Origin of the sequence: Candidatus Clostridium helianthi, assembly GCF_045310795.1 — a bacterium.
GTDB lineage: Bacteria > Bacillota > Clostridia > Clostridiales > Clostridiaceae > Clostridium > Clostridium helianthi.
In genome coordinates this window covers 104,256-130,168 of sequence record NZ_JBJIAB010000013.1, presented here as the reverse complement: position 1 = coordinate 130,168, position 25,913 = coordinate 104,256, and the positions used below count along the sequence as shown (strand labels likewise).

Annotated in this window: 26 protein-coding genes; 4 read left to right on the top strand and 22 right to left on the bottom strand. The window is 28.6% G+C overall.

The genetic code is table 11. The annotated features are described in order from the left end of the window. Positions 1–73 precede the first annotated feature (73 nt). The 15 genes from ACJDTP_RS12230 to ACJDTP_RS12160 form a co-directional block, all read right to left on the bottom strand. Entirely contained in the window at positions 74–1,000 is a 927-nt protein-coding gene (locus tag ACJDTP_RS12230; RefSeq protein WP_406761340.1) for a methyl-accepting chemotaxis protein, read from the bottom strand. A 15-nt stretch (positions 1,001–1,015) separates the two neighbouring features. Further along, on the bottom strand, positions 1,016–2,047 hold the full coding sequence (locus ACJDTP_RS12225; protein WP_406761339.1) for an FIST signal transduction protein: 1,032 nt from the start codon (positions 2,045–2,047) through the stop codon (positions 1,016–1,018). 265 nt (positions 2,048–2,312) lie between these two features. Next, positions 2,313–3,644, bottom strand: a complete 1,332-nt coding sequence (locus ACJDTP_RS12220; protein ID WP_406761338.1) for a CCA tRNA nucleotidyltransferase — start codon at positions 3,642–3,644, stop codon at positions 2,313–2,315. Positions 3,645–3,751: 107 nt separating this feature from the next. After that, positions 3,752–4,648, bottom strand: a complete 897-nt coding sequence (locus ACJDTP_RS12215) for a MurR/RpiR family transcriptional regulator (RefSeq protein ID WP_012058122.1) — start codon at positions 4,646–4,648, stop codon at positions 3,752–3,754. Positions 4,649–4,875: 227 nt separating this feature from the next. Continuing rightward, on the bottom strand, positions 4,876–5,586 hold the full coding sequence (locus ACJDTP_RS12210; RefSeq protein ID WP_077839509.1) for a pseudouridine synthase: 711 nt from the start codon (positions 5,584–5,586) through the stop codon (positions 4,876–4,878). Between the two features lie 192 nt (positions 5,587–5,778). After that, complete coding sequence (locus tag ACJDTP_RS12205) at positions 5,779–6,033, bottom strand: ground-like protein (RefSeq protein ID WP_077839510.1); 255 nt, start codon at positions 6,031–6,033, stop codon at positions 5,779–5,781. A gap of 170 nt (positions 6,034–6,203) precedes the next feature. Next, a complete protein-coding gene (locus ACJDTP_RS12200; RefSeq protein WP_406761337.1) occupies positions 6,204–7,271 on the bottom strand; it encodes a hypothetical protein in 1,068 nt (355 codons plus the stop codon). Beyond that, a complete protein-coding gene (locus ACJDTP_RS12195; RefSeq protein ID WP_406761336.1) occupies positions 7,252–8,148 on the bottom strand; it encodes an ABC transporter ATP-binding protein in 897 nt (298 codons plus the stop codon). Before ACJDTP_RS12195 ends, ACJDTP_RS12200 begins: the two co-directional genes overlap by 20 nt. Beyond that, positions 8,132–8,530, bottom strand: a complete 399-nt coding sequence (locus ACJDTP_RS12190; RefSeq protein WP_078117024.1) for a GntR family transcriptional regulator — start codon at positions 8,528–8,530, stop codon at positions 8,132–8,134. Before ACJDTP_RS12190 ends, ACJDTP_RS12195 begins: the two co-directional genes overlap by 17 nt. Beyond that, a complete protein-coding gene (locus ACJDTP_RS12185) occupies positions 8,523–9,050 on the bottom strand; it encodes a hypothetical protein (RefSeq protein WP_171983664.1) in 528 nt (175 codons plus the stop codon). The genes ACJDTP_RS12190 and ACJDTP_RS12185 overlap by 8 nt, the downstream gene beginning before the upstream one ends. Positions 9,051–9,256: 206 nt before the next feature. Next, on the bottom strand, positions 9,257–10,753 hold the full coding sequence (gene yjeM / locus ACJDTP_RS12180) for a glutamate/gamma-aminobutyrate family transporter YjeM (protein WP_406761335.1): 1,497 nt from the start codon (positions 10,751–10,753) through the stop codon (positions 9,257–9,259). 587 nt (positions 10,754–11,340) lie between these two features. Continuing rightward, the gene (locus tag ACJDTP_RS12175; protein ID WP_406761334.1) at positions 11,341–11,745 is read right to left on the bottom strand and encodes a YmaF family protein; all 405 of its coding nucleotides are present in this window, start codon (positions 11,743–11,745) and stop codon (positions 11,341–11,343) included. 247 nt (positions 11,746–11,992) lie between these two features. Continuing rightward, a complete protein-coding gene (locus ACJDTP_RS12170; protein ID WP_078117027.1) occupies positions 11,993–13,270 on the bottom strand; it encodes an FAD-dependent oxidoreductase in 1,278 nt (425 codons plus the stop codon). Then, a complete protein-coding gene (locus tag ACJDTP_RS12165) occupies positions 13,267–14,256 on the bottom strand; it encodes a sulfide/dihydroorotate dehydrogenase-like FAD/NAD-binding protein (protein WP_103698311.1) in 990 nt (329 codons plus the stop codon). The genes ACJDTP_RS12170 and ACJDTP_RS12165 overlap by 4 nt, the downstream gene beginning before the upstream one ends. Positions 14,257–14,458: 202 nt before the next feature. Further along, entirely contained in the window at positions 14,459–15,313 is an 855-nt protein-coding gene (locus tag ACJDTP_RS12160) for a D-alanyl-D-alanine carboxypeptidase family protein (RefSeq protein WP_078117029.1), read from the bottom strand. A gap of 141 nt (positions 15,314–15,454) precedes the next feature. On the opposite strand from ACJDTP_RS12160, the gene ACJDTP_RS12155 reads away from it, so the two are divergent. Together ACJDTP_RS12155 and ytfJ are read left to right on the top strand one after the other, a co-directional pair. Next, positions 15,455–15,997: a DUF2953 domain-containing protein gene (locus ACJDTP_RS12155; protein ID WP_078117030.1), complete on the top strand. Its 543-nt coding sequence runs from the start codon at positions 15,455–15,457 to the stop codon at positions 15,995–15,997. Between the two features lie 23 nt (positions 15,998–16,020). Then, on the top strand, positions 16,021–16,491 hold the full coding sequence (gene ytfJ, locus ACJDTP_RS12150; protein WP_077840855.1) for a GerW family sporulation protein: 471 nt from the start codon (positions 16,021–16,023) through the stop codon (positions 16,489–16,491). A 166-nt stretch (positions 16,492–16,657) separates the two neighbouring features. Here ytfJ and scpB read toward each other — a convergent pair whose 3' ends face one another. From scpB to ACJDTP_RS12130, 4 genes are all read right to left on the bottom strand, one after another. Beyond that, positions 16,658–17,248 carry an SMC-Scp complex subunit ScpB gene (gene scpB / locus ACJDTP_RS12145; protein WP_078117031.1) on the bottom strand — a complete coding sequence of 197 codons (591 nt, stop codon included), beginning with the start codon at positions 17,246–17,248 and terminating at the stop codon, positions 16,658–16,660. Beyond that, a complete protein-coding gene (locus tag ACJDTP_RS12140) occupies positions 17,241–17,987 on the bottom strand; it encodes a segregation/condensation protein A (RefSeq protein WP_406761333.1) in 747 nt (248 codons plus the stop codon). The genes scpB and ACJDTP_RS12140 overlap by 8 nt, the downstream gene beginning before the upstream one ends. A gap of 442 nt (positions 17,988–18,429) precedes the next feature. After that, the gene (locus ACJDTP_RS12135; RefSeq protein ID WP_103698309.1) at positions 18,430–19,620 is read right to left on the bottom strand and encodes a D-alanyl-D-alanine carboxypeptidase family protein; all 1,191 of its coding nucleotides are present in this window, start codon (positions 19,618–19,620) and stop codon (positions 18,430–18,432) included. 176 nt (positions 19,621–19,796) lie between these two features. Then, positions 19,797–21,986, bottom strand: coding sequence for a DNA topoisomerase III (locus ACJDTP_RS12130; protein ID WP_406761332.1), 2,190 nt, complete (start codon positions 21,984–21,986; stop codon positions 19,797–19,799). Positions 21,987–22,582: 596 nt separating this feature from the next. Between ACJDTP_RS12130 and ACJDTP_RS12125 the strand changes: the two genes are divergently transcribed. Both ACJDTP_RS12125 and ACJDTP_RS12120 read left to right on the top strand, forming a co-directional pair. After that, positions 22,583–23,074 carry a hypothetical protein gene (locus ACJDTP_RS12125; protein WP_077855285.1) on the top strand — a complete coding sequence of 164 codons (492 nt, stop codon included), beginning with the start codon at positions 22,583–22,585 and terminating at the stop codon, positions 23,072–23,074. A gap of 126 nt (positions 23,075–23,200) precedes the next feature. After that, entirely contained in the window at positions 23,201–23,356 is a 156-nt protein-coding gene (locus ACJDTP_RS12120; protein WP_011969194.1) for a hypothetical protein, read from the top strand. Between the two features lie 159 nt (positions 23,357–23,515). Here ACJDTP_RS12120 and ACJDTP_RS12115 read toward each other — a convergent pair whose 3' ends face one another. The 3 genes from ACJDTP_RS12115 to glyA form a co-directional block, all read right to left on the bottom strand. Continuing rightward, positions 23,516–23,764 (bottom strand): hypothetical protein, encoded by a 249-nt coding sequence (locus tag ACJDTP_RS12115; protein WP_078117034.1) that lies wholly within the window; start codon positions 23,762–23,764, stop codon positions 23,516–23,518. A gap of 127 nt (positions 23,765–23,891) precedes the next feature. After that, positions 23,892–24,407 (bottom strand): isochorismatase family protein, encoded by a 516-nt coding sequence (locus ACJDTP_RS12110; protein ID WP_406761331.1) that lies wholly within the window; start codon positions 24,405–24,407, stop codon positions 23,892–23,894. Between the two features lie 220 nt (positions 24,408–24,627). After that, positions 24,628–25,863 carry a serine hydroxymethyltransferase gene (gene glyA / locus ACJDTP_RS12105; protein ID WP_406761330.1) on the bottom strand — a complete coding sequence of 412 codons (1,236 nt, stop codon included), beginning with the start codon at positions 25,861–25,863 and terminating at the stop codon, positions 24,628–24,630. Positions 25,864–25,913 lie beyond the last annotated feature (50 nt).

Sequence of the window (25,913 nt, the reverse complement as noted above, 5' to 3'; positions counted from 1 at the left end):
CTTCGCTATCGGCTTTTTTTAAAAATTTCTAAAAGTTATCCACAGATTCGGATATTTTAATTATGAAATATCCTCAATTAAGTATGTCTAGATAACAATCACCTTTTTTCTGTATGCTATATACTAGGTTTTGTAATTGCTGATTTTCAGTTCTTGATTTCTCAACTAAATTAGTTAAATTTACTGATATCTCCTTTATTCCATGTAAATTATTCTTTTGAGAGTCCTGAACCCCTTGTACATGTTTATATACTTCCGATTCAGCATCTACTATTTTATCTAGTATAGAAGAAGACCCTTCTATAATGTTAGTTGTTTTATTTATAACTTCAGTTCCTTCGTTAGATTTACTAGATAATTGCTCCATTGATTTTGTCAAATCATCTAAAGAATTCATAATATCTTTAGCATTTTTCTGAGTATCAACAGAAAGTTTTTTTATTTCATTAGCTACAACAGTAAACCCTTTTCCAGCTTCACCAACTCTAGCTGCCTCAATAGCTGCATTCAATGATAATAAATTTGTTTGCTGGGCAATTCCATTTATAATATTAGCAAACCCTTGAATACTGTTATACTGATTCTGTATCTCTGAAATTAAACTGATAAATTCATCAAAAACCTTAGAAACTGTGCCCACCTGATTGATTAATTCATTAAAATCATTTCTTGCATTATCTATTTCTTTTTGAGAATTATCAAGACTAAGAAAAACATCCTGAACAAGATTTTCTGTCTTATCACTATTGTTAGATAAGACTTGTAAATAGTCATTAACATTTTCTGTTTGTTTAGTCGTATATTCAGTTCCTTTAAGAAGTTTATCAAGACCATACGTCATATTTCCTTCTTCATTAATAACTGTTTTTATATTATTTTCTATTATAGATGTTAACTCCATAACTTCATTCACATATAGGAAGCATTCTTCTTTCTCATTACGGTTAACTTCATTTTGACTTTGTATAGTGCTTATTTCTTTACTTTTAAATTTAAACATATTAATATTCCCCCTTTATTCAACTGCTAATATTACCATAGTTTGATTTACATGTTTTTTATAAAATTGCTCTCCATAGCTTACAAATCCAGCAGTATTAGGGCAGAATGAAAGTAGTTCTTTATCTATTGCTTTCCAAATATTATCTTCTTGAAACTTCAAGCTTCTTAATATACAGTTTATTGACAACATAAAACTAGGTTTAAATCCAATCTTCTCAACTGTATTTCTTATTTGGCTTATTGGATCAACCGGTTTTAGAACCTCAACAAAGGTATTTGACATAACCTGACAATAAAATGTAATTGATTTGTCTGAATTTACTTTCATAGGAGAAGATATAAAAATTTCATTTTCATACATTTTTCCTAGAGGATTATTCATAAAATAATTAGGAAGATCACTTTCTTTTACATTTAAAACTCTTGCATATTCAGTGCTAGCTGGAACTTTATTGAATGTCTTTATCGTCCTACTTATAGGGTCAGCTTCAGTTACTAATAGTCTTTGTCCCATTGGTATGTATATATTTTCTTTTATTATAGTAGTTCTTCTTTTTGTATTAAAGAAAATCATTACACTATGAACACGCTTTTTACCTATAAATATGAATGTTTCTTTAAACTTAAGATTATCTCCAGCACTTCCGCCTATGACTTTAAAATTATCATCTACAAAATAGAGGGTACCTATAATACTTTCTTCCATTCCAGTTAGACCATCGCATAATAAAAGTGAAAAAGCATTCTTGTTAGTTTTAATTTTTTCATAAGCCCCTTTTAAATTATTCACACTTTTTATTGGTGGATAAAGTATCTCTACAACTTCACCATCACAAATATCATATTGAAATCCAGAAATAACTCCATCTTCATAACCATTTCTTCCATACTCTCCAGACGTAGAACAAAGTATAACATTTGAAGATACTAATGTTGATAATTCTGTAACATTTTCTACATTTGAAAATATAACAAATCCCATATTAGAATTATTATTTATAAAATTTGACGCTTCTTGTACGTTTGAAAACATTAACTCTCTCATAATCTTATCCCCACCCTTAATTTTTTCTTAAATGTAAAAATTTTCTCAATCTTCACTATAATTATATCCAATTTTTCTACAAAATACAATCACACAAATATTCTGTCATTAATTAAATTTATTATATAGATATAATCAAATAAAAACTTAAATATTTATATATACAAATTAAAAGACCTAAAATAAAAGGTATAAATTCAAAATGAGCAGGGCTTAATTTGAATCTATACCTTTTGATTATTAACATATTCTATATTAATAAATTTTATCTCCATCGTTTCATAACTAATTTAACTAGTTCCCGTTTCTCATTTAATTTAGGATTTTTAATTATAATATCCAACAAATAATTTAGCATTTCACCAATTTCTTTTCCTTTGTTAAATCCTAAAGACAATAAATCTCCACCATTTATTTTCAAATTCTTTAAATTAAAACATTCATCGTTATCAATTATCTCATTAAGAATATTTTCGGCCTCATCTAAATTTATTAAATGCTTTTCAGAGTATTTAGAATCCTGAGTAAGTATATCCGCTCGCTGAATTTTAATTAGATCTTTAAAAAGATCTATACCTATTTCTCTCAGTAGTTTTTTTATAGATACTTTATTATCAATTCTATAATCATGATACTGTATAAGAAGTGTAACTTTATTAATTATATTATTGTCATATTTCAAATATTTCAATATTTCATTGGCTATTCTTGAGGATTCTTTTGAATAAGAACTGTAATGCAAATTGTCATTTTCATGAGTTCTTATTGTGCAAGCTTTTCCAAAATCGTGAAATAGCATACTCAATCTCAAATATATTTGGGATTCTACAGTTTCAGTTGCTATAATGGTATGATTATATAAATCATGTGAATGGCAAGAATTGTTTTTATTAAAATTATAGATTTTGCTTATTCCCGGAACTATGTATTCTAAAATTCCACATTCCCTCAATGTTTCTATTTTTCTTGGATTATTAAGTAATATCTTATTAAACTCTTCTCTGACTCTCTCTTTTGATATATTTCTTATATTATCTTTAAGTTCTTTTATTGAATTTAGTGTTAACCTATCAATAGTAAAATCTAGTTGGGCAGAAAACCTAATTGCCCTAAGCATTCTTAGTGCATCCTCATCAAATCTTTTTCTAGGGTCGCCTACAGTTCTTATTATCTTTTTACCTAAATCCTCTACCCCATTAAAATAATCTACTAATCCACTTATATCATTATATGCCATTGAATTAATTGTAAAATCTCTTCTCGCCAAATCTTCCTTTAAAGAACTCACAAACTTAACTTCTTTAGGATGTCTATTATCTTCATATTCACCATCTGACCTATAAGTTGTAATTTCATAACTCTCTTTATTTAGCATTACTGTAACTGTTCCATGCTTTAATCCAGTTAATATAACTTTATCAAATAACTCCACTACTTCTAGTGGCTTTGCATTAGTTGTTATATCCCAGTCTTTAGGTTCTTTTCCTAGAATACAATCTCTAACACATCCTCCAACCATATAAGCCTCATATCCATTTTCTAATAACCTATCAATGATTAATGTAACATTTTTAGGCATCTCTATATTTTTATTCAATATTTCACCTCTAAACTTATCATTCTCATTAAAATAAATTTATCTTTATTTAATAAAAACAAGCTGCCCTCATAATCATTCTGAGAACAGCTCTATTTACTAGAATTTTAGTCATCTGCAACATTTCTATTATTATAAGAATAAACATTATATGTCTGCCATATTTGTTCTAAATTACCAAAAATATCAGATATGTTTTCCTTCTCTCGCATTCCTACTGCAATAATTAGTGCATTTATTACTGACATAGGTGCAACTAAAGAATCTACAAATGATGCCATATTACTTTGTGCAATTAATGTGTGATCAGCTTTAGACGCAAGAGGTGATAGTAAACTATCCGTGAGCGCAACCACTTTGGCTCCTCTATCTTGTGAAAATTCTAATGCATCAATAGTTTTAGCAGCATATCTAGGAAAACCAATTCCTATAACTAAATCTCCATCTCCTACATTTATCATTTGTTCAAATACATCTGAAATTCCATAACTTACAATTTTAACATTTTGCAGTATTATATTTAGATAAAACCCTAAAAACTCCGCAAGAGCAGTAGAACTTCTAAGACCAATTATGTATATTCTATTTGCCTCAAAAATCCCCTTTACTACATCTTCAAACGTGTTTTGATTAATTTTTTCAAGAGTTGCACGTATGTTTTCCATATCAGCTTTTAGTACACCTTTTAATGCATCTCCATCAGAAAAATAATCATTTCTAAGTTCTAATCTCTGTACAGTTGTTAGCTTATTCTTTATAAGTTCTTGTAGTGCTTTTTGCAATTTAGGATATCCTGAAAAGCCAAGCTCAATCGCAAATCTTACAACTGTTGATTCAGAAACTCCAACAGATATTCCTAGTTTGGCTGCCGTCATAAATGCTGCTTTATCATAATTTTTTAATATGTACTCAGCTATTAATTTTTGACCTTTACTTAACCTTATAAATTTCCCCTGAATTAATCTCATTAAATCTTTACTATTTTCGTTATTTACTTCATCCATCTTTTGCCTTCCTGTTACAACATTGAATAATATTATCTTAATTCTATCATCTTATTTCTAAATATTCAACAAATAACTTGTTTTTCACAGCGCATATTAAAAATTTGCAATATTTTATCAAGCTACTTTCATTACGCATTATATTATTAAAATCAATATCTTGCTTTAATTTATTAATGATGTATGATCAACTTTCTTTCATCTGTTCTTTATAATTTAATTATTATCTATAAACTATTGATATAATCTAGTTCTTCTTTGTTTAACTTTCTATATTCCCCTCTTTTTAAATATCCTAGTTTTATTTCTCCTATAGATATTCTTTTTAAAGATAATACATCATGGTGTATAGCAGCACACATTTTTCTTATTTGTCTATTCTTTCCCTCATGAATACCAATCTCAATAGTCGAAACACCTTTATCATAACTGATAACTTTAAGCTCAGCTGGAGCAGTAATATATCCTCCAATATCTATACCTATTTCAAACTTCATCTTATCTTTATCAGTTACCTCGCCCTTAACTACTGCCACATACCTTTTTATTATTTCTACCCTTGGATGAATTATTTTATTATAAATTTCTCCATCATTTGTTAATAACAATAATCCCGAGCTATCATAATCTAATCTTCCAATTGGATAGATTCTCTCATTCACCTTAACTATATCCAAAATAGTAGCTCTGCCTTTTTCGTCTTTAACCGAGCTAATATACCCCTCAGGCTTATTAAGCATTATATAAACTTTATCTTCTTTCTTTTTTATTTCCTTTCCATTATATTCTATCATATCTTTTAATGGATCTATTTTTATTCCTACTTCATTAACTATAACCCCATTTACTTTAACTTTACCTGAAATTATTAATTCCTCACATTTTCTTCTTGAAGCCACTCCACAATTTGCGAGATATTTCTGCAATCTTTCTTCCATAATTTAAATCACTCCATTTAGCATATAAATACATTTATACTTTTACATTTTAGATTATATCTTTTTCACTTATATAATACAACTTTCTAATTATTTTTATTTGAATATAAAATAATAGAAACGCTGTCACCAGCGTTTCTATCATCTAATTATAAGGCTACTTTTAAATTGTACTCCTTATGATTAATCAAATTACCAGAGAAATCCTCCGCAACCTGCTCCGCCACCAAGGAATAAAATTAATAAAATCCAAAGCCAGCTTCCGCAGCCACCAAAGCCACATCCGCCTCCAAAGCCGCCGTAGCCTCCGAAGCCGCCGCCATATCCACCGTAACCACCGTATCCTCCGCAGCCGCCGCCGCATCCGCAAACGTTACAGCAACTAGGTTTGCAAGAGCAACAAGAATTACATTTACAGCAGCAACAATCATTAGAATGTTTAGACATGTTGATCATCTCCTATTCTTTTGTTAATATATTCTATTCGATACATATATTTTTTGTTCTTTATGATTTAAATAAAATATGAGAACCATCTACAAGTATCCTTACTACATATGGTTCTCACTAAACTAAAATCTATAAATATTTTGTTTATCAAAAATTATTTTTATCGCCTAAACTATATTTTTTAATATTCTTTTTATTACTTTATAGGCTATAAATCCAATTAAAAGCATGCATATTACATCTAATCCAAGACCCTTGATTAAGTCTGATCCTACTAATACCATAGAACTTCCATTCTTTCGCTGCAAACTATGAATAAAACTTTCAGTTAAAAATAATGATGCAAATGATCCAGCTGCTGTTGATACTAATATCACTAAAATCTTTTCGTTATTTTGTGATGAAAAGATCTTATTAGCGTTTTCTAGTTTATACTTATTTTGAACTACACTGTAAACTATAATCATAATTATAATAATAAATAAGATAATTACCGTCTCACTCCATAAATTTCTAATTATTATATCTTTGACACTAATTCTATCAAATACAAACTCAAAAAAGCCTCTACCTAATTTATTTTTATAATCTACACCTCTTATTTTGTCCAATAAACTATAATCCTTATTAACTCCAAAATATTCAAGTATGGAAATAACCTTAGCTATTATTATAGAGATAGATACAGGTATTATAGAAATCATGCTAATAAATCCTATTACCGAATTAGAAAACATCAAATCTATTATTAGCATAAACATTATACCAATGATTCCAAGTAAGATTATTTTTGAAGTTTCTATAATAACTATGCTCCAATACCCTTCAACAACCGATATGAATTCAGCATTACCGAGATATGATACTATTGCTATATAAACATACATTATCACAAAAAGTATTAATGTAATTAAAAGACATATGAATTCATTATATCTAATCTGCTTTTTTGTATATGGTCCACTGCATAAGAACATTTCAGTATTTCTCTTATTAATTCCCTTTGCTATAAAATATATAGCTACAAATATAATTGCTAGCATGAAATATTCGTGCCAAACATTCGTATAATAGTAGTTATCAAAATTGTTTGCAAGTCCATTTCTGACATCATTTAAATTGTTCTTTATGATTTCATATGCTACAGTCCCCCATATTAATAATCCTATAAAGATGGCTGCCTTAGCAGAATTAAACCATGCATATAACAATCCTTTATTTAAATATTTTTTCATCATTATCCTCCTTATCAACTTTATAGATAAAGATATCTTCCAAGCTTAGATCTATTTCTTCAATAAATAACGGTTTGAATTTTTCTAAGCTTTTTATAAATTCCCCGTCATATTCATCAGTTATTATGTTAAATACTCTCCCAATTCTACTAATTTTAAATATTCCCTTAAGTTTTAAATCTTCTTCATAAACAGACTCATCAAAAGCCACTTGTATCTTTTTTATCTTATTCTTCATGTTTTCCACAGAATTTTCATATGTAACTACGCCTTTATCTAAAATAGCTACATCATCACAAATTCTCTCAAGTTCATTTAAATGATGAGAACTTATTATTATAGTTGTACCATTTTCAAAAACTTCATCTGCAAATATCTTTAATAATTTATTCTTTAGTATTGCATCTAGTCCTGATGTTGGCTCATCCAATATTAAATATTCAGCATGAATAGAAAAAGCTAGCATTATGTAAAGTCTCATTTTCATCCCTTTGGATAATTGGAATATATACTTATTAGTTTGAATTTTAAAAATTTTATTTAATTCATTAAATTTCTTTTCATCAAAATTTTTATATGAATATTTATAGTACTTCAGTATTTCGCTAACTTTAAAATTGGTTTGCATGATATTCTCATCCGCTACATAGCCAATCTTATTTTTAACATCTATATTATCATAAACATCTTGCCCATCATAAAGTACATTTCCTGATGTTCCTTTATAGATTCCTGTTAAACATCTTAAAAGTGTAGTTTTCCCAACGCCATTTGGCCCTATAATTCCAAATATTTTATTTTTATCTATTCTAATATTTATATTTTCCAAAATTTGCTTTCCATCAATTTCGAAGGATAAATTATTCACTTCTATCATTATCATCCACCCCTAACTCAGAAAATATTTGAAGTGCTAACCTTATAAATTCTTCCTTACTAACGCCCCCATAACTTGCCTCAAGTATAATTTTTTTTAATTCATTTGAAATGTGCTCCATTTTTTTATGATCCCCCTTACCTTCATAATTAGATGTTATAAAAGTTCCTTTTCCCCTTAAAGTTTCAATTATACCTTCTCTTTCGAGTTCACCATAGGCTTTGCTTATTGTATTAGGGTTTATCATAAGTATTGATGCCAACTCTCTAACTGATGGTAATTTCTCGCCCATCTTTAAAGCTCCTTTTAGAATAAGTTCCTTTATCCCAAGTTCTATTTGTTCATAAATAGGAGTACTACTCCTAGGATCAATTCTAATCATTGTCTTTACCTTCTACATAAGAATGACACGTAATATAATCAATTACTAAACCTTCTCCCTCATCTATGATGACCAAGTTAACTTTTAGCTTTTGTGGTCTATCATCTTTTCCCTCTGGATATCTGTGATTATATGCATCAACAATTAAACTTATTGGTTCCTCTCTTGTTATCGGACGTCTTTTAGAAAAATTATTTCTAAATCCATCATATTCACTTAACATTTCATTTTTATCTTTTTCGCTAAGATCATATACTTTTTCTATTTTTACCTTGGAGAAATTAAAATCAATATTAGTTATCCTTTTTCGTTCTGAAAAACATTCTTTAAACTCATTTGTTTCAGTGAACTTTCCAGTTTCATCAATTGCTTTTAATGGCTTACCATTTAGTTGATCTAGAACTTCATTTATAGTTTCAAAATGCTTCTGCTTTTGATAGATTTTATTATTATCCATCCCAAGAAAAGCAGTAATTATAATGACAATTCCAATCATAATAATTATCGTTGATTTTTTCATAAACTTCCCTCCTAATTGTATTAAGTGTACTAACTCATATAGTACACTTGAATTATAAAACTCATTTCTTGATTTTTCAATTAATAATTGTTTAACATTTCTTATTTTTTCCTTAATATATATAATGTAATCGAAAATTATTTGTACAAATAAAAATAACTAGAGATTATAACCCCTAGTTATTTTTATTATGTACAAACAATTTTCTAAATATCTTTTTTCTTCTCTCCGTTAGCATAGATTAATAATGCTGCTACAGCAAAAACTACAGGTCCCGCAATCATAGCAATTGTAGATTTGTAATCACCATGAATTGCTGGCTCGATAATTGTAAAGAAATTTGCGAATCCAACCACTGCCGTAACTATAATTCCTATAAATATAGCAGATGATTTACTTTTCAATATTATAAAAGGCTTCTCTATATTATCCTTTTTTCTAAATGATATATATGCACTTGATAAAAATAAATATGGTATAGTCATCGCAACATTAGTCATTAATACTAACATTGTGAAAAATAATTTTGCACTGCTTCCTCCCATAGAAACAAATAGCACCATAACTGCTACTATAATGGTTTGAATAAACATTGCATTTATTGGCATCTCGTTTTCATCAATAACAGCCATCTTTCCTGGCCAAAGTTTTGCTGGTGTTCCTTCTATTAACTGTTTAAGCGGAGAATATGATAGTGTGAAAAATGCCCCTGTTAATGCCAAAAACATTGATAATCCAACGAACCTAGCTACCCAATTTCCAACTTGTATAGATAACGAATTACTTAATCCCATTGAGCTGCCCAAGGTATATCCTAAATTATTCATAACAACATATGCAACGTTTGCCATATTGATGTTTTCACCCGAAAGAGTGCCTGCCCAGTTTGTAAATATTCCAATCAAGAAAATTCCAAGAGAATAACCAACAGAAATTATAGCTGCTGCCATTAAAATCCCCTTAGGAAATGTCTTATCTGGATTTTCAGTTTGATCAACAAGACCACTCACAGCTTCGATACCACCATATGCAAATAAAGCAAAAACCAGGAATGATAAAACTGAACTAATATTCTGATAAGCTGGATTTGGTGAATTAACAAAAGACATTGTAGATGAAATTTCCTCTTTAAATTGTCCCTTGTTTAATATAGATATTATAATTGCGCCCACTATTAAAACTATGTTTAGAAGCGCTACTGCTATTCCTCCAACTGATGTAATCTTAGTTATTTTACTTATTCCTCTTTTTGATATAAAATATGTTGCAGACACCCATATAACACCAAGTACACCTAAAATTTGAGTTGAATTCAATCCAAGTATTCCCCAGCTTGATGTAGTATCTATTCCAAATATTGTATTTGATAACGGAATCCAAATAGTAGAACATATATTTATCATCCATACTACGTAAGAAGAATACCACATGAAAACTCCTACAAATGCAAACTTAGGACCTACAGACTTCTCCATCCATGAGTATATACCACCTTTTTCATCTTTAAATGCAGATCCATATTCCGCCATCATGAATGCAAATGGTATAAAATATGTTATCCCTCCTAATATGAACCAAGGAATTGCCCCATAACCCATAAGATAAAAAGATCTTGGCATATTAGCAAATCCGAAAACTGATGTAAAGATCATCAGAATAAGTGTAATTAATGTTAATTTCTTTTGTTTGTTATTATTTGCCATCTTTATTACTCCTTAATTTTAAATACTTAGCATATTCAAATAGAATGAATAGTATTTTTATTTATTATTTGCAATTTTGATATACTTTTATGCTATATTTAAATATTAAAATATATTTATGTCATATAAAACATATTCTTGTCTATAATACAATCATTCTTTTGACAATTCAAACCAATATTTTAAAATTAATTTAATATTTAAGTCAATTTTATTGACAATTTATTAAAACTTTTTTCTGCTTCCATATAATTTTAAAATATTATAAATATCCTTCTGATTTATTATCAAAAAATATAACTTTTACTTAACAAATTTGATATGAATTTCCTCTATTTTGTCTAAGAGTAAAATTGCAAGAAACTTTGGTTAAATTCCATATTGTACTTCGCACTCTTTTTATATAAGTTCCGTATTGTGCTTCGCACTCTTTTTATATGTGTAGATTTTTTTACGTATCTGTCTTTTCGAAAAAATAAGAAAACTAATTAACCACACCCTATTTATGCTAGAGTGTGGCTAATAGCTATGAAGATTCATATTGTTTAGGCAATAATATCTGCAAACAAAAACAGCTTAATTTATGGTTAATTTCTATCTGGTACATTAGATGGATCATCAATTAGAGTCGTAAAAAAATAATCGTGATCATGCCCATCATTGAATGATGTTTGCCCTTGAACTATATGAATATGCTTATTTCGTGAAATATAAATCGCTGGACCAGTTGTAATGCAAATTCTATGATTATGATCATTAAATGTGTCTGTGACTTCTTCAATTCTATGAACATGAGATAATCCAACCCTTATTGCTGGACCAGTAGTCCCAGCAATACGATGGTTGTGTTCTTCACACTTCTCATCTTCTGCATAATTTGTGCTTGATACAAATTCATGATTATGATCCCTATACTTATAATAATTATCACCAAGTTGGTTTCCTCTATAATGACGACCATAAGCAATATCGCAATTATTATTGTTGCTCATCTCTAATTCCTCCTCAGTTTTTATATACTATATGTTATGTACAATCATATGATTGGTGTTAAAAAGCCAAACTTATTTCATTTATCTTTCTAATTAACTAAAGTTTAATTAATATCAGCTTATAACATAAATTTTCCTAACTTATTTAATTAATGCTTAATGTAAGTTTCTTTGTAAAAATAAAAGACATGATTTTAAATGCCATGTCTTTTAAATCTTCATAACCTCTTCTTAGTTATAATAATTATTATAATAATTTTTGACTAAAAATATTATCTAAATTTACTTTTTTGATTCTTTTTGTAATTTCATCTACATCTATTGTATATAACCCCAATTCTTTCATCCTATTAAAATATACGGAACCTGCGAAAGTATATCTATCTTTTCTTCCTTCTCTAGTACTAGCCTTTTCATTTGCATAAGTTATTATATCTCCGATTGCTATAGATGAAGGAAGTATCAAAAGCGGCATTCCCATAGCTAATCTTACCGCATTGTGCCCAGCTAAAGTACCAGTACACATTGCTTCTGTATGACCTACAAATAACCCACATTTCTCACCTGCGCAGAATAAATTATCTACACCAATTACCTTTAAGTCATTAGTTCTTGGTGCAACTGATAAATACCTAATGGAGTTTCCTTTACTTCCTGCGTATGGATCAACATATTTAGCATTTTCCAATCCTTTTATTTTCCTTAGTTTATGCAACGGATAGTAAGTTGTCATTAGCTTTGCATGTCCAGTATCCAAAAGTATAATATTCTCAGCAAATTCTTTGAGCGCATATTGCTGGCATACTTTTGTACTTAATTTATCATAATTTATATCTTCATTAGGAACTTTTAAAATTACAACACCTTTAGAATCTAACTCATTTCTTATTTCATCTGACAAACTTTCTTTAGCCAATTTACAAGAGCCAGAGAACGCTCCTAAGATATCATCTCCTCTTTCACCCTGAATATCGGAAACTCCACATCTTTCACTAATACTGATTCTAGGCCCAAAAGCAGGGCACCTTAAAACACACATTGAGCAGCCATTTCCATAACGCAAGCAATTTCCCATAGGCCCAGTAGTTCCTGTTGTTTCTATAAATACGTCACCTTCTATATAAGTTCCATCGCTAAGGTAAACACCTTTTATTTTTTGTCCATCAAAATTGATATCATTAACTCTACTCTCCATCATTAGGTTTATATCTAATGATTTCAAATATTTGCTAACAACTCCCTCTATTAAATTGACATTATAAAGTGTAGCATGTTTATGTCCAGGAAAATCTATATTTTTATGAGTTGAAATCTCATCTGTAATTTTAACCAGATCTCCTCCACCAAGAGCTATTAATTCTTCTGCAGCAGTATATCTACCATTATTACGCATTATTCCACCTACATTACCAAGTCCAAGTAACAAATCTGTCTTTTCGATGATAGTAACATCTGCTCCAGCTTTTTTACTTGAAATTGCTGCCGCGCATCCAGACCAACCTCCGCCAACAATAATAACCTTCATATAAATCTTCTCCCTTCAAAAATACTTCTCGGGTCAGCCTGTTCTTTGCAGAATCTTTTTACTCTGTGACCTGAAAATCTTGATGTACATGCTCCACAAATTCCTTCACCGCAGCACATCTTAAAATTATTACAACATGAAAGTGAGACATCATTTCTATTAATGTCGCTTAAATAGTTAATAACACCATAAGTCAAAATATCGGCCCCTGCTACATGAATATAATTAGTTCCATTTTTAAGTGAATCCTTAATCAACACTTTTGCATGGTCTGAGAGCTTGCCCTTATCCAGTAGTGAGCACTCTGATACCTCTATTTTATATTCAGATAAAATTTCTTCAGAAAAATTTTCTTCAAATGGATCTTTATCAATTATTATTTGTACATCATTACTTTGTGAAATTAATTTTTTTACTACAGGTATCATAGGAGCTAATCCAATACCTCTTGCAAGTACTAATGCTTTATTATTCTTTTGGGCCAATATATTTTTAATTCCAAAAACACCATTCCAGTAAGGTCCACGTATTACTATGTTCCCGCCTGTTTTTATATCTAATAACTTAGCAGTTTTAACCCCCCTGATTTCAACAGCAACCATTATAGTGTCATTCTCTATATCTGAATTCATTATAGATATTGGAACATCAAAATAATTATTTCCATCAGTTCTTATAAATACATAGCTTCCAGGTTTCACCAAATCTATAACTAATTTATGAGGAGCTTTAAATTTAATTATCACTAATTTATCATTATAATTTTGTACCTCTACCACGCTACATTCAAAAGTTTTACGACCTTCTTTTGCTTTATTTCCATTATTATGGAGTTCTTGATATATACAAACCCCCTTCCAATTTAAACAATCGCAAAAAACTTCGCCTTGACATTGGGAGCAGGTCAAACACTGCCCATACTCTGCAAGTTTACATGGACAATACTCCGTTCCCGCATCTATACAATCAATAGCCTCTTTTACCATTTTTTCTCCTTTAGATAAAATTGCTTCTAATATAAATTATTTTAAAATATCTAATTTGACACAAATATAATTGTTTAAAATTATTTATTTTGCAATATTTTAATCTATATTTTAATACTCAGATTACTTGTCTTTGATTCTCTGAAATGCTTTATTTAATAAAAAAAGTAGATAGTAATAAAAAACTATCTACTATTGCTTACTAAACCAATTCTTTAACTGTATGATTTCCAAATGCTACTTTTTCTAATACATAATTATATATTTTTTCTGTAACATTCCATCTATCTGGACAATTTAAAACCACAATGATAACATCTTTGCCATTATTATTAATTGATGAAACTAAACACTTACCTGCTTGGCCTGTATATCCTGTTTTGACACCATTAGCTCCTGGAATTCTCCACAATATTTTATTTATGTTATTATAATCTCTAGTAAAATTATACTTTTCCTTTGAGATTTGTTTACTTCCTACTACTTCTCTAAATAGATCGTAATCCATACCCTTAGCAGTAAGTATCGCTAAATCATATGCTGAAGAATAATGTTTACTACTATCCAATCCATGAGGAGACTCAAAATGTGAATCTAATATTCCTATACCCCTAGCATAATGATTCATTATTTCTGCAAATCCTTCTATTGATCCCCCTAATTCCTCGGCAATAGCTATTGCTGCATCATTTCCTGACTTAAACATTAGCCCAAAAACTAGCTCTCTTAAAGTAATTTCTTCGTTTTCTTTATAACCAACTGTAGATCCTCTTATACTAGCTGCTTTTTTGCTTATTACTACTTTTTTATCTAAATTACCTTGTTCAATAGCTATTAAAGAAGTAAGTATCTTTGTTGTACTTGCCATTGGAACTATCTCATAAGCATTTTGTTCAAATAAAACTGCATGACTTTCCTTATCCAATGCAATCGCAGATCTAGCATTTACTCTTAAATTATTAGATTTACTTTTAGCATTTGCATCTATACATATTATTTGAGTACATATAAGAATTAGTGCTATCAATGAAGTGCATTTACTAGTACCTTTTCGCATAATTAATCACCTTCTAAACTTACTATTTGGTTCTAGTTTACCTTTAAAATTATTTTTTAAACCTAATTTTGATAATTTTCTAGGTTTATTTTTTTATTATTAGTCAATAATTATGGAGTAGATATAGTTTGGAGGAATTTTATGAAATTATTTTATGTCTTTTTAGTGGTCTTATTAATATTTTTTATTCCTATCCCTATTAAATTTAGTATTTACTATTCTACAATAGATTATTATATAAAATTATATGGATTTAATCTTATCTCTAAAAATAAGAAAAGAGCGACACGTATAAAAAAACTCAAAAATTCGCCTTTAATTAAAAATAAGCATAAATTTTTTTCAAAAATTAATAGTAAAATAAATTTCAAGCATCTGATTTCTACTTTAAGTAGTTTAAAATACAAGCCACTGTTAAAAATAAATTTGTCCTTGGACTATTCCCTAAACGATGCTGCAAGAACTGCAATTTTCTATGGAATTATATATAATACAACATCATTAACTTATATTCTCCTTAATTACATTTTTAATATAAAGAGATTTAATTTTAAAATAACCCCTCTATTTGAGGATAAATTTTTACTAAAAATTGAAACTTCAAGTATAATTTTCTTATCACTTGCAAACATTATATATATAATAATTAATTTATTAAAAAACAATGAGAAACAAGGGAGGTGACCCCTTAGTAAAGGGGATTTATTATGTCAAGTGAACAACATGTCGAAAACTTAATGAAAAGTACTATGGAAAATCTTAAGGATATGATTGATGTAAACACAGTAATAGGGAAAGCTATAGAAACAAAAGATGGAACTTATATCGTTCCAGTTTCAAGATTAAGCTTTGGATTCGCTTCTGGTGGAAGTGAATGTCTAAATTTAAAGCAAAATATCACAAGTACAACATTTCCTTTTGGAGGCGGCTCTGGAGCAGGGGTTTCTGTTAAACCTGTAGCATTCCTAGTTGTTAAACAAGATGGTGTTAGAATGCTACCTGTAGATCAAGATACTACATATGATAGAATTGTAGATACAGTTCCTCAAATCTTAGATATTGTAAAAAGTTTAGTAAAAGATATATGTGGAAAGAATAAAAAATCTGCTACTGTCAATACTACTACTGTTGATAATAATTCCGAAGAATGTTATTGCAGTGATAGCGATAATATTTAAATTGCTCCTAATTTTTAATTCAAGAGAGAAGTAGTTGTTCAATAATACACTATTTCTCTCTTAAATTTAATAAAATAAATGCAAGAAATTTAAAAATAAATTTTATTGTTTTCTAAAATTTCAAATATTAATATATTTATTACTTCCGATAATATATCCTTAAATTTTATTCTTGTCCATGATCTTCCTGAACATCTTCTTGCCCAAATAAATCTAAAGAAGGAAGTTCCTTTAAATCTTTCAATTCAAATTGTCTTAAAAATTCATCTGTTGTTCCATATAAGATTGGTCTACCAGGTACTTCTAGTCTGCCGACCTCTTTTATAAGATCTTTTTCTAAAAGTCTTTGAAGAGCACTCTCTGATTTAACGCCTCTAATTTCGTCAATATCAATTCTTGTTATAGGCTGCTTATAAGCAATTATGGCTAAACTCTCTATAGATGCTTGGGATAAAGATTGTCTTTTGTTTTTCTTTAGAAGCTTCTGTATATAATCTGAATTTTCAGCTTTCGTAACTAACTGGTAACTTCCTTTAATACATATTATTTTTATTCCTCTATTATTATTTTCGTATTCTTCCATCATTTCATGGATGATAATTTCAATAAGTTTATTCTTTTCTTCAAGATGGTTAACCAAATCCTGTAAACTCAATGGTTCTCCACTAGCAAATAACAAAGATTCTATTGCGGATTTTAAAGAATCTTTTTTCTTGTCATCTATAAATGGAATTTGAATCCCTTTATCATTACTCATCATCTGTTCTCCTTTCAATCAATATATTGCTAAAATTTTCGCTTTGATATACTTTGATCATCCTCTGTTTAATCATCTCTAGCAATGCCAAAAATGTCACAACACACTCTAATTTGCATTCACAATTTTCAATAATTTTGTGAAAGCTACTTACCCTCTCTGTTTTTAACTTGTCCATAATATATTCTAACTTATCTTCAATTTTATATTTATCCACATATATTTTTTTCTGAATTATGTTATTTCTATTTTGCTTATTATTGTATATCTCAAGTAAATTATTATATATATTAAACAATTCTATAAGACTTATATTTTTTAATAAATCTTTTTTATCAGTATCATCTCTTTTTTCTTCTATTACCTCTGGTTTCTTTCCATATATCTCGCCAGCACTAGTATATCTGTCTTTTAAAAATACTGAAACCCCTTTTATTTTCCTATAAAGAATAAGTTTTTCTAAAAGCTTTTTCTCATCATCTTCTTCATCATCTTCTTGTTTTTTAAGCTTCGGCAACAAATTCTTAGATTTAATTTCTATTAAGGTAGCCGCTACTACAATAAACTCAGAAGTTATTTCTAAATCCATCTTTTTCATTTCATTAATATAATTCAGATACTGATTAGTTATTTCATATATTTTCACATTATATATACTCATTTGATTCTTTCTTATTAAATGTAATAGAAGATCAAACGGGCCTTCAAAATCATTAATTTTAATCTTTGGAAGTTCCATATATATCTTTTTTACCTCCATTATGAATTATACTTAAATTATAACTTTAAATCTAAATAATAAGTACTATAATATATAATAACAAGTAATAACACCTAAAACAAGAATCATTAATTTATATATATGTTGCATTTCACAATGCACATTTCACAATTCATAATTACGGCTAAAATTCTTGCAATATTTTTAGAATTATAATGAAGAATTATTTCTGCAATATATATACTTTGAATAACAAATTTACGCTTGAAATTTTAGTAAGTTAAACATTTCATTTAGCAGCAATATATAGAGACTTATTAAAAATATACATATCATAAAAATACAAAACAAGCATAGCTAAATAAATTTAATTAAATTTATTCTTCAACTATGCTTGAATTATTTCTTATTTATAGTTTTACAAGAAAAATATAAAATTCATAATATTTTTTTATTGAGGCTATACACCTTTTTCGAATAAGTTTTTAATATTATATTTTATATTGTCAATTATATTGCCTTTCTTGACATCTCTATCGCAATATATATCTACCTCTCCTACTTTTTCGCTACCCAAATAAACTTCACATTTTCCAACTATATCTCCTGCTTTGTATTCTTTTTTTAGCTCATCTATAACAATTTTTTTCTCTAAATCCTTATTGTCACCCTTAGGAAGTATGACATTTAAGTCATCTTTAGCCATTGCCATAAAGAACTTATCTGTTTGTTCATCCATATATACTTTATCTATTTCTTCATCTTTAGATACAAGCTTTTTGCCTTCATACTTTGAAAATCCATAATTAAGTAAAACACCTGCATCACGATTTCTTATTTTATAAGTTGGTGCTCCCATTATTACAGATAGCATTCTTACTCCATTTCTTGTTGCTGTAGCGCTAATGCAGTATTTAGCTTCATCCGTAAATCCAGTTTTTAACCCGTCACAACCTTCAAAAAATCTAACTAATTTGTTGTGGTTTACTAGTTCTATTGGAGATTTTCTTCCTTCTGATATATTATCCATATAAGTTCCTGTATATTTTAAAACCTTTGGATGTTTCAATAACTCTTTTGACATTATTGCTATATCTTTTGCAGTAGACATATGTCCATCTGCTGGTAATCCATTACAGTTTTTGAATGTTGTATTAACCATTCCAAGTTCCTGCGCTCTTTTGTTCATCATATTAACAAAATCTTGCTCTGTACCTCCAAGATATTCTGCAAGTGCAACTGCCGCATCATTTCCAGAAGCTATCGCTACACCTTTCAAAAGTTCTTCAACAGTTCTTATTTCTCCAGTGTCTAAAAGCATTGTACTTCCGCCCATTTTCTTAGCATTTTCACTACAAGTTACTTTATCATCTAATTTAATTTTTCCGCTATCTACGCCCTCCATTGTTATCAACATAGTCATAATTTTTGTTACAGATGCTGGTGCAAATTTTTCATCTGCATTCTTTTCATAAAGTATTTTGCCGCTCATTGGTTCCATTAATAAAGCTGATCTTGCTTCAATATTAGTTCCATCTGATTTTACTTTTTCATCCGTATCTACAGCTTTGGCTAAGTTAATTGGTAAAAGTAATAAAGTAAAAATAAATATCAAAGTAAAAGATATAATTCTTTTTGCATTATTTTTCATAGTTACTGCCTCCTTTCAGAATTAGTGTTACCATAAGAAGAAATAATATAACAAGTAATTCTAATTTTCTTAACAATATGACAATATTTTTAACTTATGCATAACTACCGAAATAAAGGGTATAAATATATTTAATAAAAAACTTCTAGTAACTTTAAATTACTAGAAGTTTTTTACTATTTATCAAATTTTATATCGCCTAATAATGCAGCAAAAGGATTATCATTAAATTCTTCTGCTTCTTTCTTCATTTTCTTCATATAATTATTCACTTCTCTTTTATCAATCTTTCCATTTTTCTCAAATCTCTTCTTAAATTGAGAAGCTTTTTCTCTAAAATTGCAGTTACTGCCAGGGCATACGTATATTGCTCCCTCACCATTTCCTCTTAGCTCTAGTTTCTTCTTGCACTCAGGACATCTAGCATTAGTTACTCTAGCCACACTTTCCCTATAACCGCACTCTCTGTCCTGACAAACATTCATTATCCCATTCTTTCCTTTGACTTCTAACAAATATTTGCCGCAGTTAGGACACTTCTTTCCGGTTTTATTATCATGAACGAATTTACTATTTGTACATTTAACATCTTCAACTAATGCAACTGAATAATTTTTCATTTCTTTTACAAATGAGTGATCATCTCTTTTTCCTTTAGCTATTTCATCTAACTGACTCTCCCATTTGGCTGTTAAAAGTGGCGATTTCAAATCCTTTGGAACGAGTTCTATCAATTGTTTTCCTTTTGACGTAGGAATTATTTCCTTACCTCTTTTTTCTATAACAAAAGAATTAAATAACTTTTCAATAATATCTGCTCTAGTAGCAACTGTACCAAGTCCACCAGTCTCACCTAAAGTTTTTGCAGCTTCTTTACTAACGTTTATATATTTATGAGGATTCTCCATAGCTGATAAAAGTGTAGCCTCTGTAAATCTAGCAGGTGGTTTTGTTTCACCTTTCTTTATATTAACACTATCTACCTTAATACTATCCCCTTTGGATACTGTGGGAAGCACTTGCTCTTTTATTTCTTCATCATCATTATCTTCCTCTAATTTATCATAAAGCTTTTTCCAACCTTTGGCCTTAATAACTTTTCCTTTCGCAACAAGCTTTTCTCCTTCAACCTCTGCTTCTACTGTAGTTTGAATATATTCAAATGGTGGAAGCATAACACTTAAAAACCTTTTGACTACTAAGTCATAGATTTTTCTCTCTTCAGATGATAAAGCTGATAAATTAGGCTTTTCTTCTGTTGGGATAATAGCATGGTGATCACTTACCTTGGAATTATCTACAAATCCTTTATGACCATTTATTTTACTCCTAAGCAGTTCTTCTGCCGCAGTCCTATATTCACCAATAGATATTGCCTTCAATCTTTCAGGAATAGTAGCTACAATATCTGTTGTAATATATCTAGAATCTGTTCTTGGATAAGTTAATATTTTATAATTTTCATAAAGCCTTTGCATTATATTTAATGTCTGCTTTGCAGAATATCCCCATATTTTATTCGCATCCCTTTGTAATTCAGTTAAATCATAGAGGGCAGGAGAAAACTTTTTCTTATTTGTTTCGCTTACATTAACTATTTTCCCATCTGAATTTCTTAGTTTAGAAGCCACTTTACTTGCATATTCTTCATCAAAAATTCTTGAATTATTATCTTTATTAATCCATGATAAAGTAAATCCTTTAGTTTTTATTTCTAAAGTATAATAAGCTTTAGGTTTAAAATTTCGTATTTCTTCTTCCCTTGATACAATCATAGCTAGTGTCGGTGATTGAACCCTTCCTGCTGATAATTGTGCATTATATTTACATGTTAATGCTCTTGTCACATTAAGTCCCACAAGCCAATCTGCTTCTGCTCTACATACTGCTGCCTTATAAAGATTTTCGTAAGCTTCACCAGGCTTTAAATTTCTAAACCCGTCTAAAATAGCTTTTTCAGTTTGAGACGAAATCCACAATCTCTTTAATGGTTTCTTAACTCCTGACTTTTCTAATATCCAGCGTGCTACCAGTTCTCCTTCCCTTCCAGCATCTGTAGCGATTACGATATCACTAACATCATTTCTCAATAGTTGTTTTTTTACTTCATTATATTGTCTTCCTGTCTTTTTTAACACCGTAAGTTTCATATGTTTTGGAAGCATTGGGAGTGTTTCCATTTTCCACTCTTTATATTTATTATCATATCCTTCAGGATCCATAAGCCCAACTAAATGTCCCATTGCCCAAGTCACTATATATTTACTACCTTCTATATATGAGCCTTTATTTTGGTTACACTTAAGAACTTTTGCCAAATCTCTCCCCACTGATGGTTTTTCTGCTAATACTAATGTTTTACTCATTTTTTCTCCTTGTCGATAAAAAATCCAATAATAAAAATTTATTTCTCATCATTGCTTATTTTCTATACCTAATTTTATTTTAATAAATATTTTTTTATTTTAACGTATCAAATTATCTTTTCTTCATATTTTTCATCTATTATACTATTTTTTATTAAATTTTAATCAATCTTAAATATACATTCTGATATTAATTATTTCCATTCTAGTCTTAATAAATTAACAACATACTTTGTATACTAAAATTCAAATGTAAATTCGTTATTTCAAAATATATCCTTCTTCAATTAATCATATTTATTTTACAAATTTTAAGACATCTTATAATTCATTTAATCATTATAGTTATATGATGATTAGTATGATTTTAAATTACTTTACCATTATACAACGTTTTTCTAGATAATCCTATTATTTTGAATCAACTATTCTCGGCTTAGTCATTTTTAAGTTAATTATTTAACTTATAATTTGTTTTAAAGTAAAAACTCAATTCTATTCACACATATTTATGTATATATTTAAATATACTAACTTAATTTCATTATAAATTTATATAATAATAACTTTAATGTTCATTAATAAAGGAGGTTTTTATGGGAACTCAAAGATGGATTGCCAATGTTGATAATATAAATTACACTATAGAATATTCTAAAAATTTTTTAAGAAAGACCCTACTAGTAAATAACATTCCTGTAAAACTTCAAAGCTCTAAAACTTTTGGAGTTACACGCGAGACTACATTTAAATTGGGAAGTAAAACTGCCATTCTGGTAAGTATAGATAACAATTGTGATATTGCTATTAATGGTACATACTTAGATTCAGGAGAAAAATATGTACAAGTAAAATACATGCCTGGCTGGAATTTTATATTTTTAGGCTTAATTTTACTTATCTTTATACTCTCTTACGATAGTATATGTTCTGCGCTCTTTACTTTAGCAGGTTTTTATTTTCTTATAAGAGTAAGTATAGAACCATCTTTAAATACAAGGCAGCGACTTCTCATTTGCTCATTCATAACATTTTCAATGCATTTGTTTTTTTGGGGTGTTTTATTTGTGCTAATTTCTATTTTGTAATATTTTCTTGTAAAAGTATTATAAAATAGAATATTATTTTTTATAATATCTATACTAAATTTACCACAATTAATTTTTCTTAATGTAGATATACTATATATATAATAAGTTAAAGGAGATGATTTTGTGGACAATAATAATAATAAAGATTATTCAGAAAGTAATTTTTTAAGAAATGGCAACAAAACTCAAAATCAATATGCTAAAAGTAGTTACAACACAACAATAAAAAAACCTGGAAGAAATGAAAGTGGAATTGAAGCTGAAAAAAGAGGATTTTAATTTCTAAACCAAATTAACATATTAATAAGAAATTTTCCCTAAAAATTTCTTATACTTGTTATCTAAAATAGGAGAAGTTTCCTATAGTTAAAATTCTTATAACTATAAGAAACTTCTTTTATTCAATAAGTACTTGAAAATATATAATTCTAATTTAAATCATTTATAAATATTATACTCATCTAATAATCCTAAGATTCTTTTTACGGCATGCTTTGCATCCTTAGGTAATCTTTCCATAGCTTGTTCCCTTTGGCTTTCATCACTAATTTGAGCTATTTGAATAACTCTTTGTTGAAGTCCCGGCACCTTGTTTAATTCAGATACAGCTTTATTAAATTTATTAGCAAAGTCAGGATCTTGTTGCATTCTTTGTTGAACATTGATGATTAATTGATAAGGATTCATTAAATTTTCCTCCCATAAAACCTTCTTTCTTCATAATATATATTATTCTGAAATACTTTAAATGTTCATGAGAAATTTTTAAATAAAATATTTATAAAAACTTAATCTTAATTTTATTGGTTTTTCTTCATATATAAGCTACTCCAATTGACTTTAATTTATTAGCTATTCTACGATATTTTTCATTATTAATAATTCCTATGCTATCGCTGGAGATGATAACATTAAGTCCAATCTTAACCGCACTTCTTGCAGTCTTAAAAATGCATTCATTATTATCAACTCCAACCAATTCTATTTTACTTACTTCATTCTTTTTCATGAATTTCACTAAATTGCTATTTCTAAAAGCACTTGCAAATTGTTTTTCAAAATAATTTTGTGATGCTATCTTAATCCTCTTATCCAATTTGGCTCCTTTAGTTCCTACAAGACCGTATCCAAAAAATTTCTTATAAAAAAAATTATTTGGAAGTACACTAGCAATATAAATTACTATATCTTTGTTTCTCTGATAAAATATAATTTTATTATTTATATTATTAATAAGATTATCTACATCTTCAAAATTAAATCTCTCTTTATTACGCTGTTCACCAATAAAATCTTCTTGAGCATCAATAATCAAAAGTGCTTTTTTCATCTATCTCCTCATCTTCCACATAAATCATACTATATTTTCACAATCTCTTATGTAAATTCTAAACCTCAATTTATTTTATTACTATCTTAAGTATTTAATTACTTATTTAATTATAAATAATAGTAGAAATAAAAATAATAATTTCCATTTACTCTTTAGAATTCTAGATAAATATAACAAGAGGCTTCATATAAATGAAGCCTCGCTATGTCCTTATTACTTAATTATATAATGGATGTTTATCACATAAAGTTTCTATTCTAGTTTTAAGAGCTGATAAATCTCCATCTCTATTCTCTATTGCCTCTGATATAACTGATGCAATTTCAGCCATATCATCTTTTACAAAACCTCTAGTTGTTATCGCTGCTGTACCAATTCTGATTCCTGAAGTTACAAATGGACTTCTTGTTTCATTAGGTACTGTGTTTTTATTAACAGTTATTCCAACGGAATCTAATAAAGCTTCCGCCTCTTTTCCTGTTATGTCTTTGTTATTTAAATCAACTAAGAATACATGATTATCTGTTCCACCTGATACAATTTTAAAACCTCTAGCTATTAATTGTTCTGCAAGTTCTTTACAGTTTTCAACTACATTTTCTCCATATGTTTTAAAACTTGGATCTAATGCTTCTTTAAAACACACAGCCTTAGCAGCTATAATATGCTCTAAAGGACCTCCTTGTATTCCTGGAAATATGTTTTTATTTAATACTTGAGCATATTTCTCTTTACAAAGTATTAACCCACCTCTTGGACCTCTTAAAGTCTTATGAGTTGTTGTTGTTACAAAATCAGAATATGGCACTGGTGATGGATGAACACCTGCAGCAACAAGTCCTGCAATATGAGCCATATCTACCATTAGTAATGCACCAACTTCATCAGCTATTTCTCTAAACTTTGGAAAGTCTAAAATTCTTGCATATGCACTTGCACCAGCAACTATAAGCTTTGGTTTATGTTCAATGGCAAGCTTTCTTACATTTTCATAGTCAATCATCTCAGTTTCCTTATCAACCCCATAAGACACAAAGTTAAACAATTTTCCTGAAAAGTTAACTGGAGAACCATGAGTTAAATGCCCACCATGGCTTAAATCCATACCCAATACAGTATCTCCTGGTTCTAATACTGCAAAATATACAGCCATATTAGCTTGTGAACCTGAATGAGGTTGAACATTAGCATGCTCTGCCCCAAATAATTCCTTAGCTCTATCAATTGCAATTTGTTCTATTTCATCTACAACGTGACATCCTCCATAATATCTTTTATTTGGATATCCCTCAGCATATTTATTAGTTAAATAAGAGCCCATAGCTTCCATAACAGCCGGACTTACAATATTTTCTGAAGCTATTAATTCTATTCCTTTTTGTTGTCTAACTAGCTCTTTCTCAATTAAATCATAAATTTCTTTATCTTCTCTTTGTATATTTTCAAAATTCATCTTAATAAATCACCCCAATATATTTTTGTTCCCTAACGGGCACGAGAAAC

What these genes read in the sequence shown, in the direction of transcription:
- ACJDTP_RS12230 (WP_406761340.1), bottom strand. Translation starts at nt 1,000, where the DNA reads ATGTTTAAATTTAAAAGTAAAGAAATAAGCACTATACAAAGTCAAAAT.
- ACJDTP_RS12225 (WP_406761339.1), bottom strand. Translation starts at nt 2,047, where the DNA reads ATGAGAGAGTTAATGTTTTCAAACGTACAAGAAGCGTCAAATTTTATA.
- ACJDTP_RS12215 (WP_012058122.1), bottom strand. Translation starts at nt 4,648, where the DNA reads ATGGATGAAGTAAATAACGAAAATAGTAAAGATTTAATGAGATTAATT.
- ACJDTP_RS12210 (WP_077839509.1), bottom strand. Translation starts at nt 5,586, where the DNA reads ATGGAAGAAAGATTGCAGAAATATCTCGCAAATTGTGGAGTGGCTTCA.
- ACJDTP_RS12205 (WP_077839510.1), bottom strand. Translation starts at nt 6,033, where the DNA reads ATGTCTAAACATTCTAATGATTGTTGCTGCTGTAAATGTAATTCTTGT.
- ACJDTP_RS12200 (WP_406761337.1), bottom strand. Translation starts at nt 7,271, where the DNA reads ATGAAAAAATATTTAAATAAAGGATTGTTATATGCATGGTTTAATTCT.
- ACJDTP_RS12195 (WP_406761336.1), bottom strand. Translation starts at nt 8,148, where the DNA reads ATGATAGAAGTGAATAATTTATCCTTCGAAATTGATGGAAAGCAAATT.
- ACJDTP_RS12190 (WP_078117024.1), bottom strand. Translation starts at nt 8,530, where the DNA reads ATGATTAGAATTGATCCTAGGAGTAGTACTCCTATTTATGAACAAATA.
- ACJDTP_RS12185 (WP_171983664.1), bottom strand. Translation starts at nt 9,050, where the DNA reads ATGAAAAAATCAACGATAATTATTATGATTGGAATTGTCATTATAATT.
- yjeM (WP_406761335.1), bottom strand. Translation starts at nt 10,753, where the DNA reads ATGGCAAATAATAACAAACAAAAGAAATTAACATTAATTACACTTATT.
- ACJDTP_RS12175 (WP_406761334.1), bottom strand. Translation starts at nt 11,745, where the DNA reads ATGAGCAACAATAATAATTGCGATATTGCTTATGGTCGTCATTATAGA.
- ACJDTP_RS12170 (WP_078117027.1), bottom strand. Translation starts at nt 13,270, where the DNA reads ATGAAGGTTATTATTGTTGGCGGAGGTTGGTCTGGATGCGCGGCAGCA.
- ACJDTP_RS12165 (WP_103698311.1), bottom strand. Translation starts at nt 14,256, where the DNA reads ATGGTAAAAGAGGCTATTGATTGTATAGATGCGGGAACGGAGTATTGT.
- ACJDTP_RS12160 (WP_078117029.1), bottom strand. Translation starts at nt 15,313, where the DNA reads ATGCGAAAAGGTACTAGTAAATGCACTTCATTGATAGCACTAATTCTT.
- ACJDTP_RS12155 (WP_078117030.1), top strand. Translation starts at nt 15,455, where the DNA reads ATGAAATTATTTTATGTCTTTTTAGTGGTCTTATTAATATTTTTTATT.
- ytfJ (WP_077840855.1), top strand. Translation starts at nt 16,021, where the DNA reads ATGTCAAGTGAACAACATGTCGAAAACTTAATGAAAAGTACTATGGAA.
- scpB (WP_078117031.1), bottom strand. Translation starts at nt 17,248, where the DNA reads ATGAGTAATGATAAAGGGATTCAAATTCCATTTATAGATGACAAGAAA.
- ACJDTP_RS12140 (WP_406761333.1), bottom strand. Translation starts at nt 17,987, where the DNA reads ATGGAACTTCCAAAGATTAAAATTAATGATTTTGAAGGCCCGTTTGAT.
- ACJDTP_RS12135 (WP_103698309.1), bottom strand. Translation starts at nt 19,620, where the DNA reads ATGAAAAATAATGCAAAAAGAATTATATCTTTTACTTTGATATTTATT.
- ACJDTP_RS12130 (WP_406761332.1), bottom strand. Translation starts at nt 21,986, where the DNA reads ATGAGTAAAACATTAGTATTAGCAGAAAAACCATCAGTGGGGAGAGAT.
- ACJDTP_RS12125 (WP_077855285.1), top strand. Translation starts at nt 22,583, where the DNA reads ATGGGAACTCAAAGATGGATTGCCAATGTTGATAATATAAATTACACT.
- ACJDTP_RS12115 (WP_078117034.1), bottom strand. Translation starts at nt 23,764, where the DNA reads ATGAATCCTTATCAATTAATCATCAATGTTCAACAAAGAATGCAACAA.
- ACJDTP_RS12110 (WP_406761331.1), bottom strand. Translation starts at nt 24,407, where the DNA reads ATGAAAAAAGCACTTTTGATTATTGATGCTCAAGAAGATTTTATTGGT.
- glyA (WP_406761330.1), bottom strand. Translation starts at nt 25,863, where the DNA reads ATGAATTTTGAAAATATACAAAGAGAAGATAAAGAAATTTATGATTTA.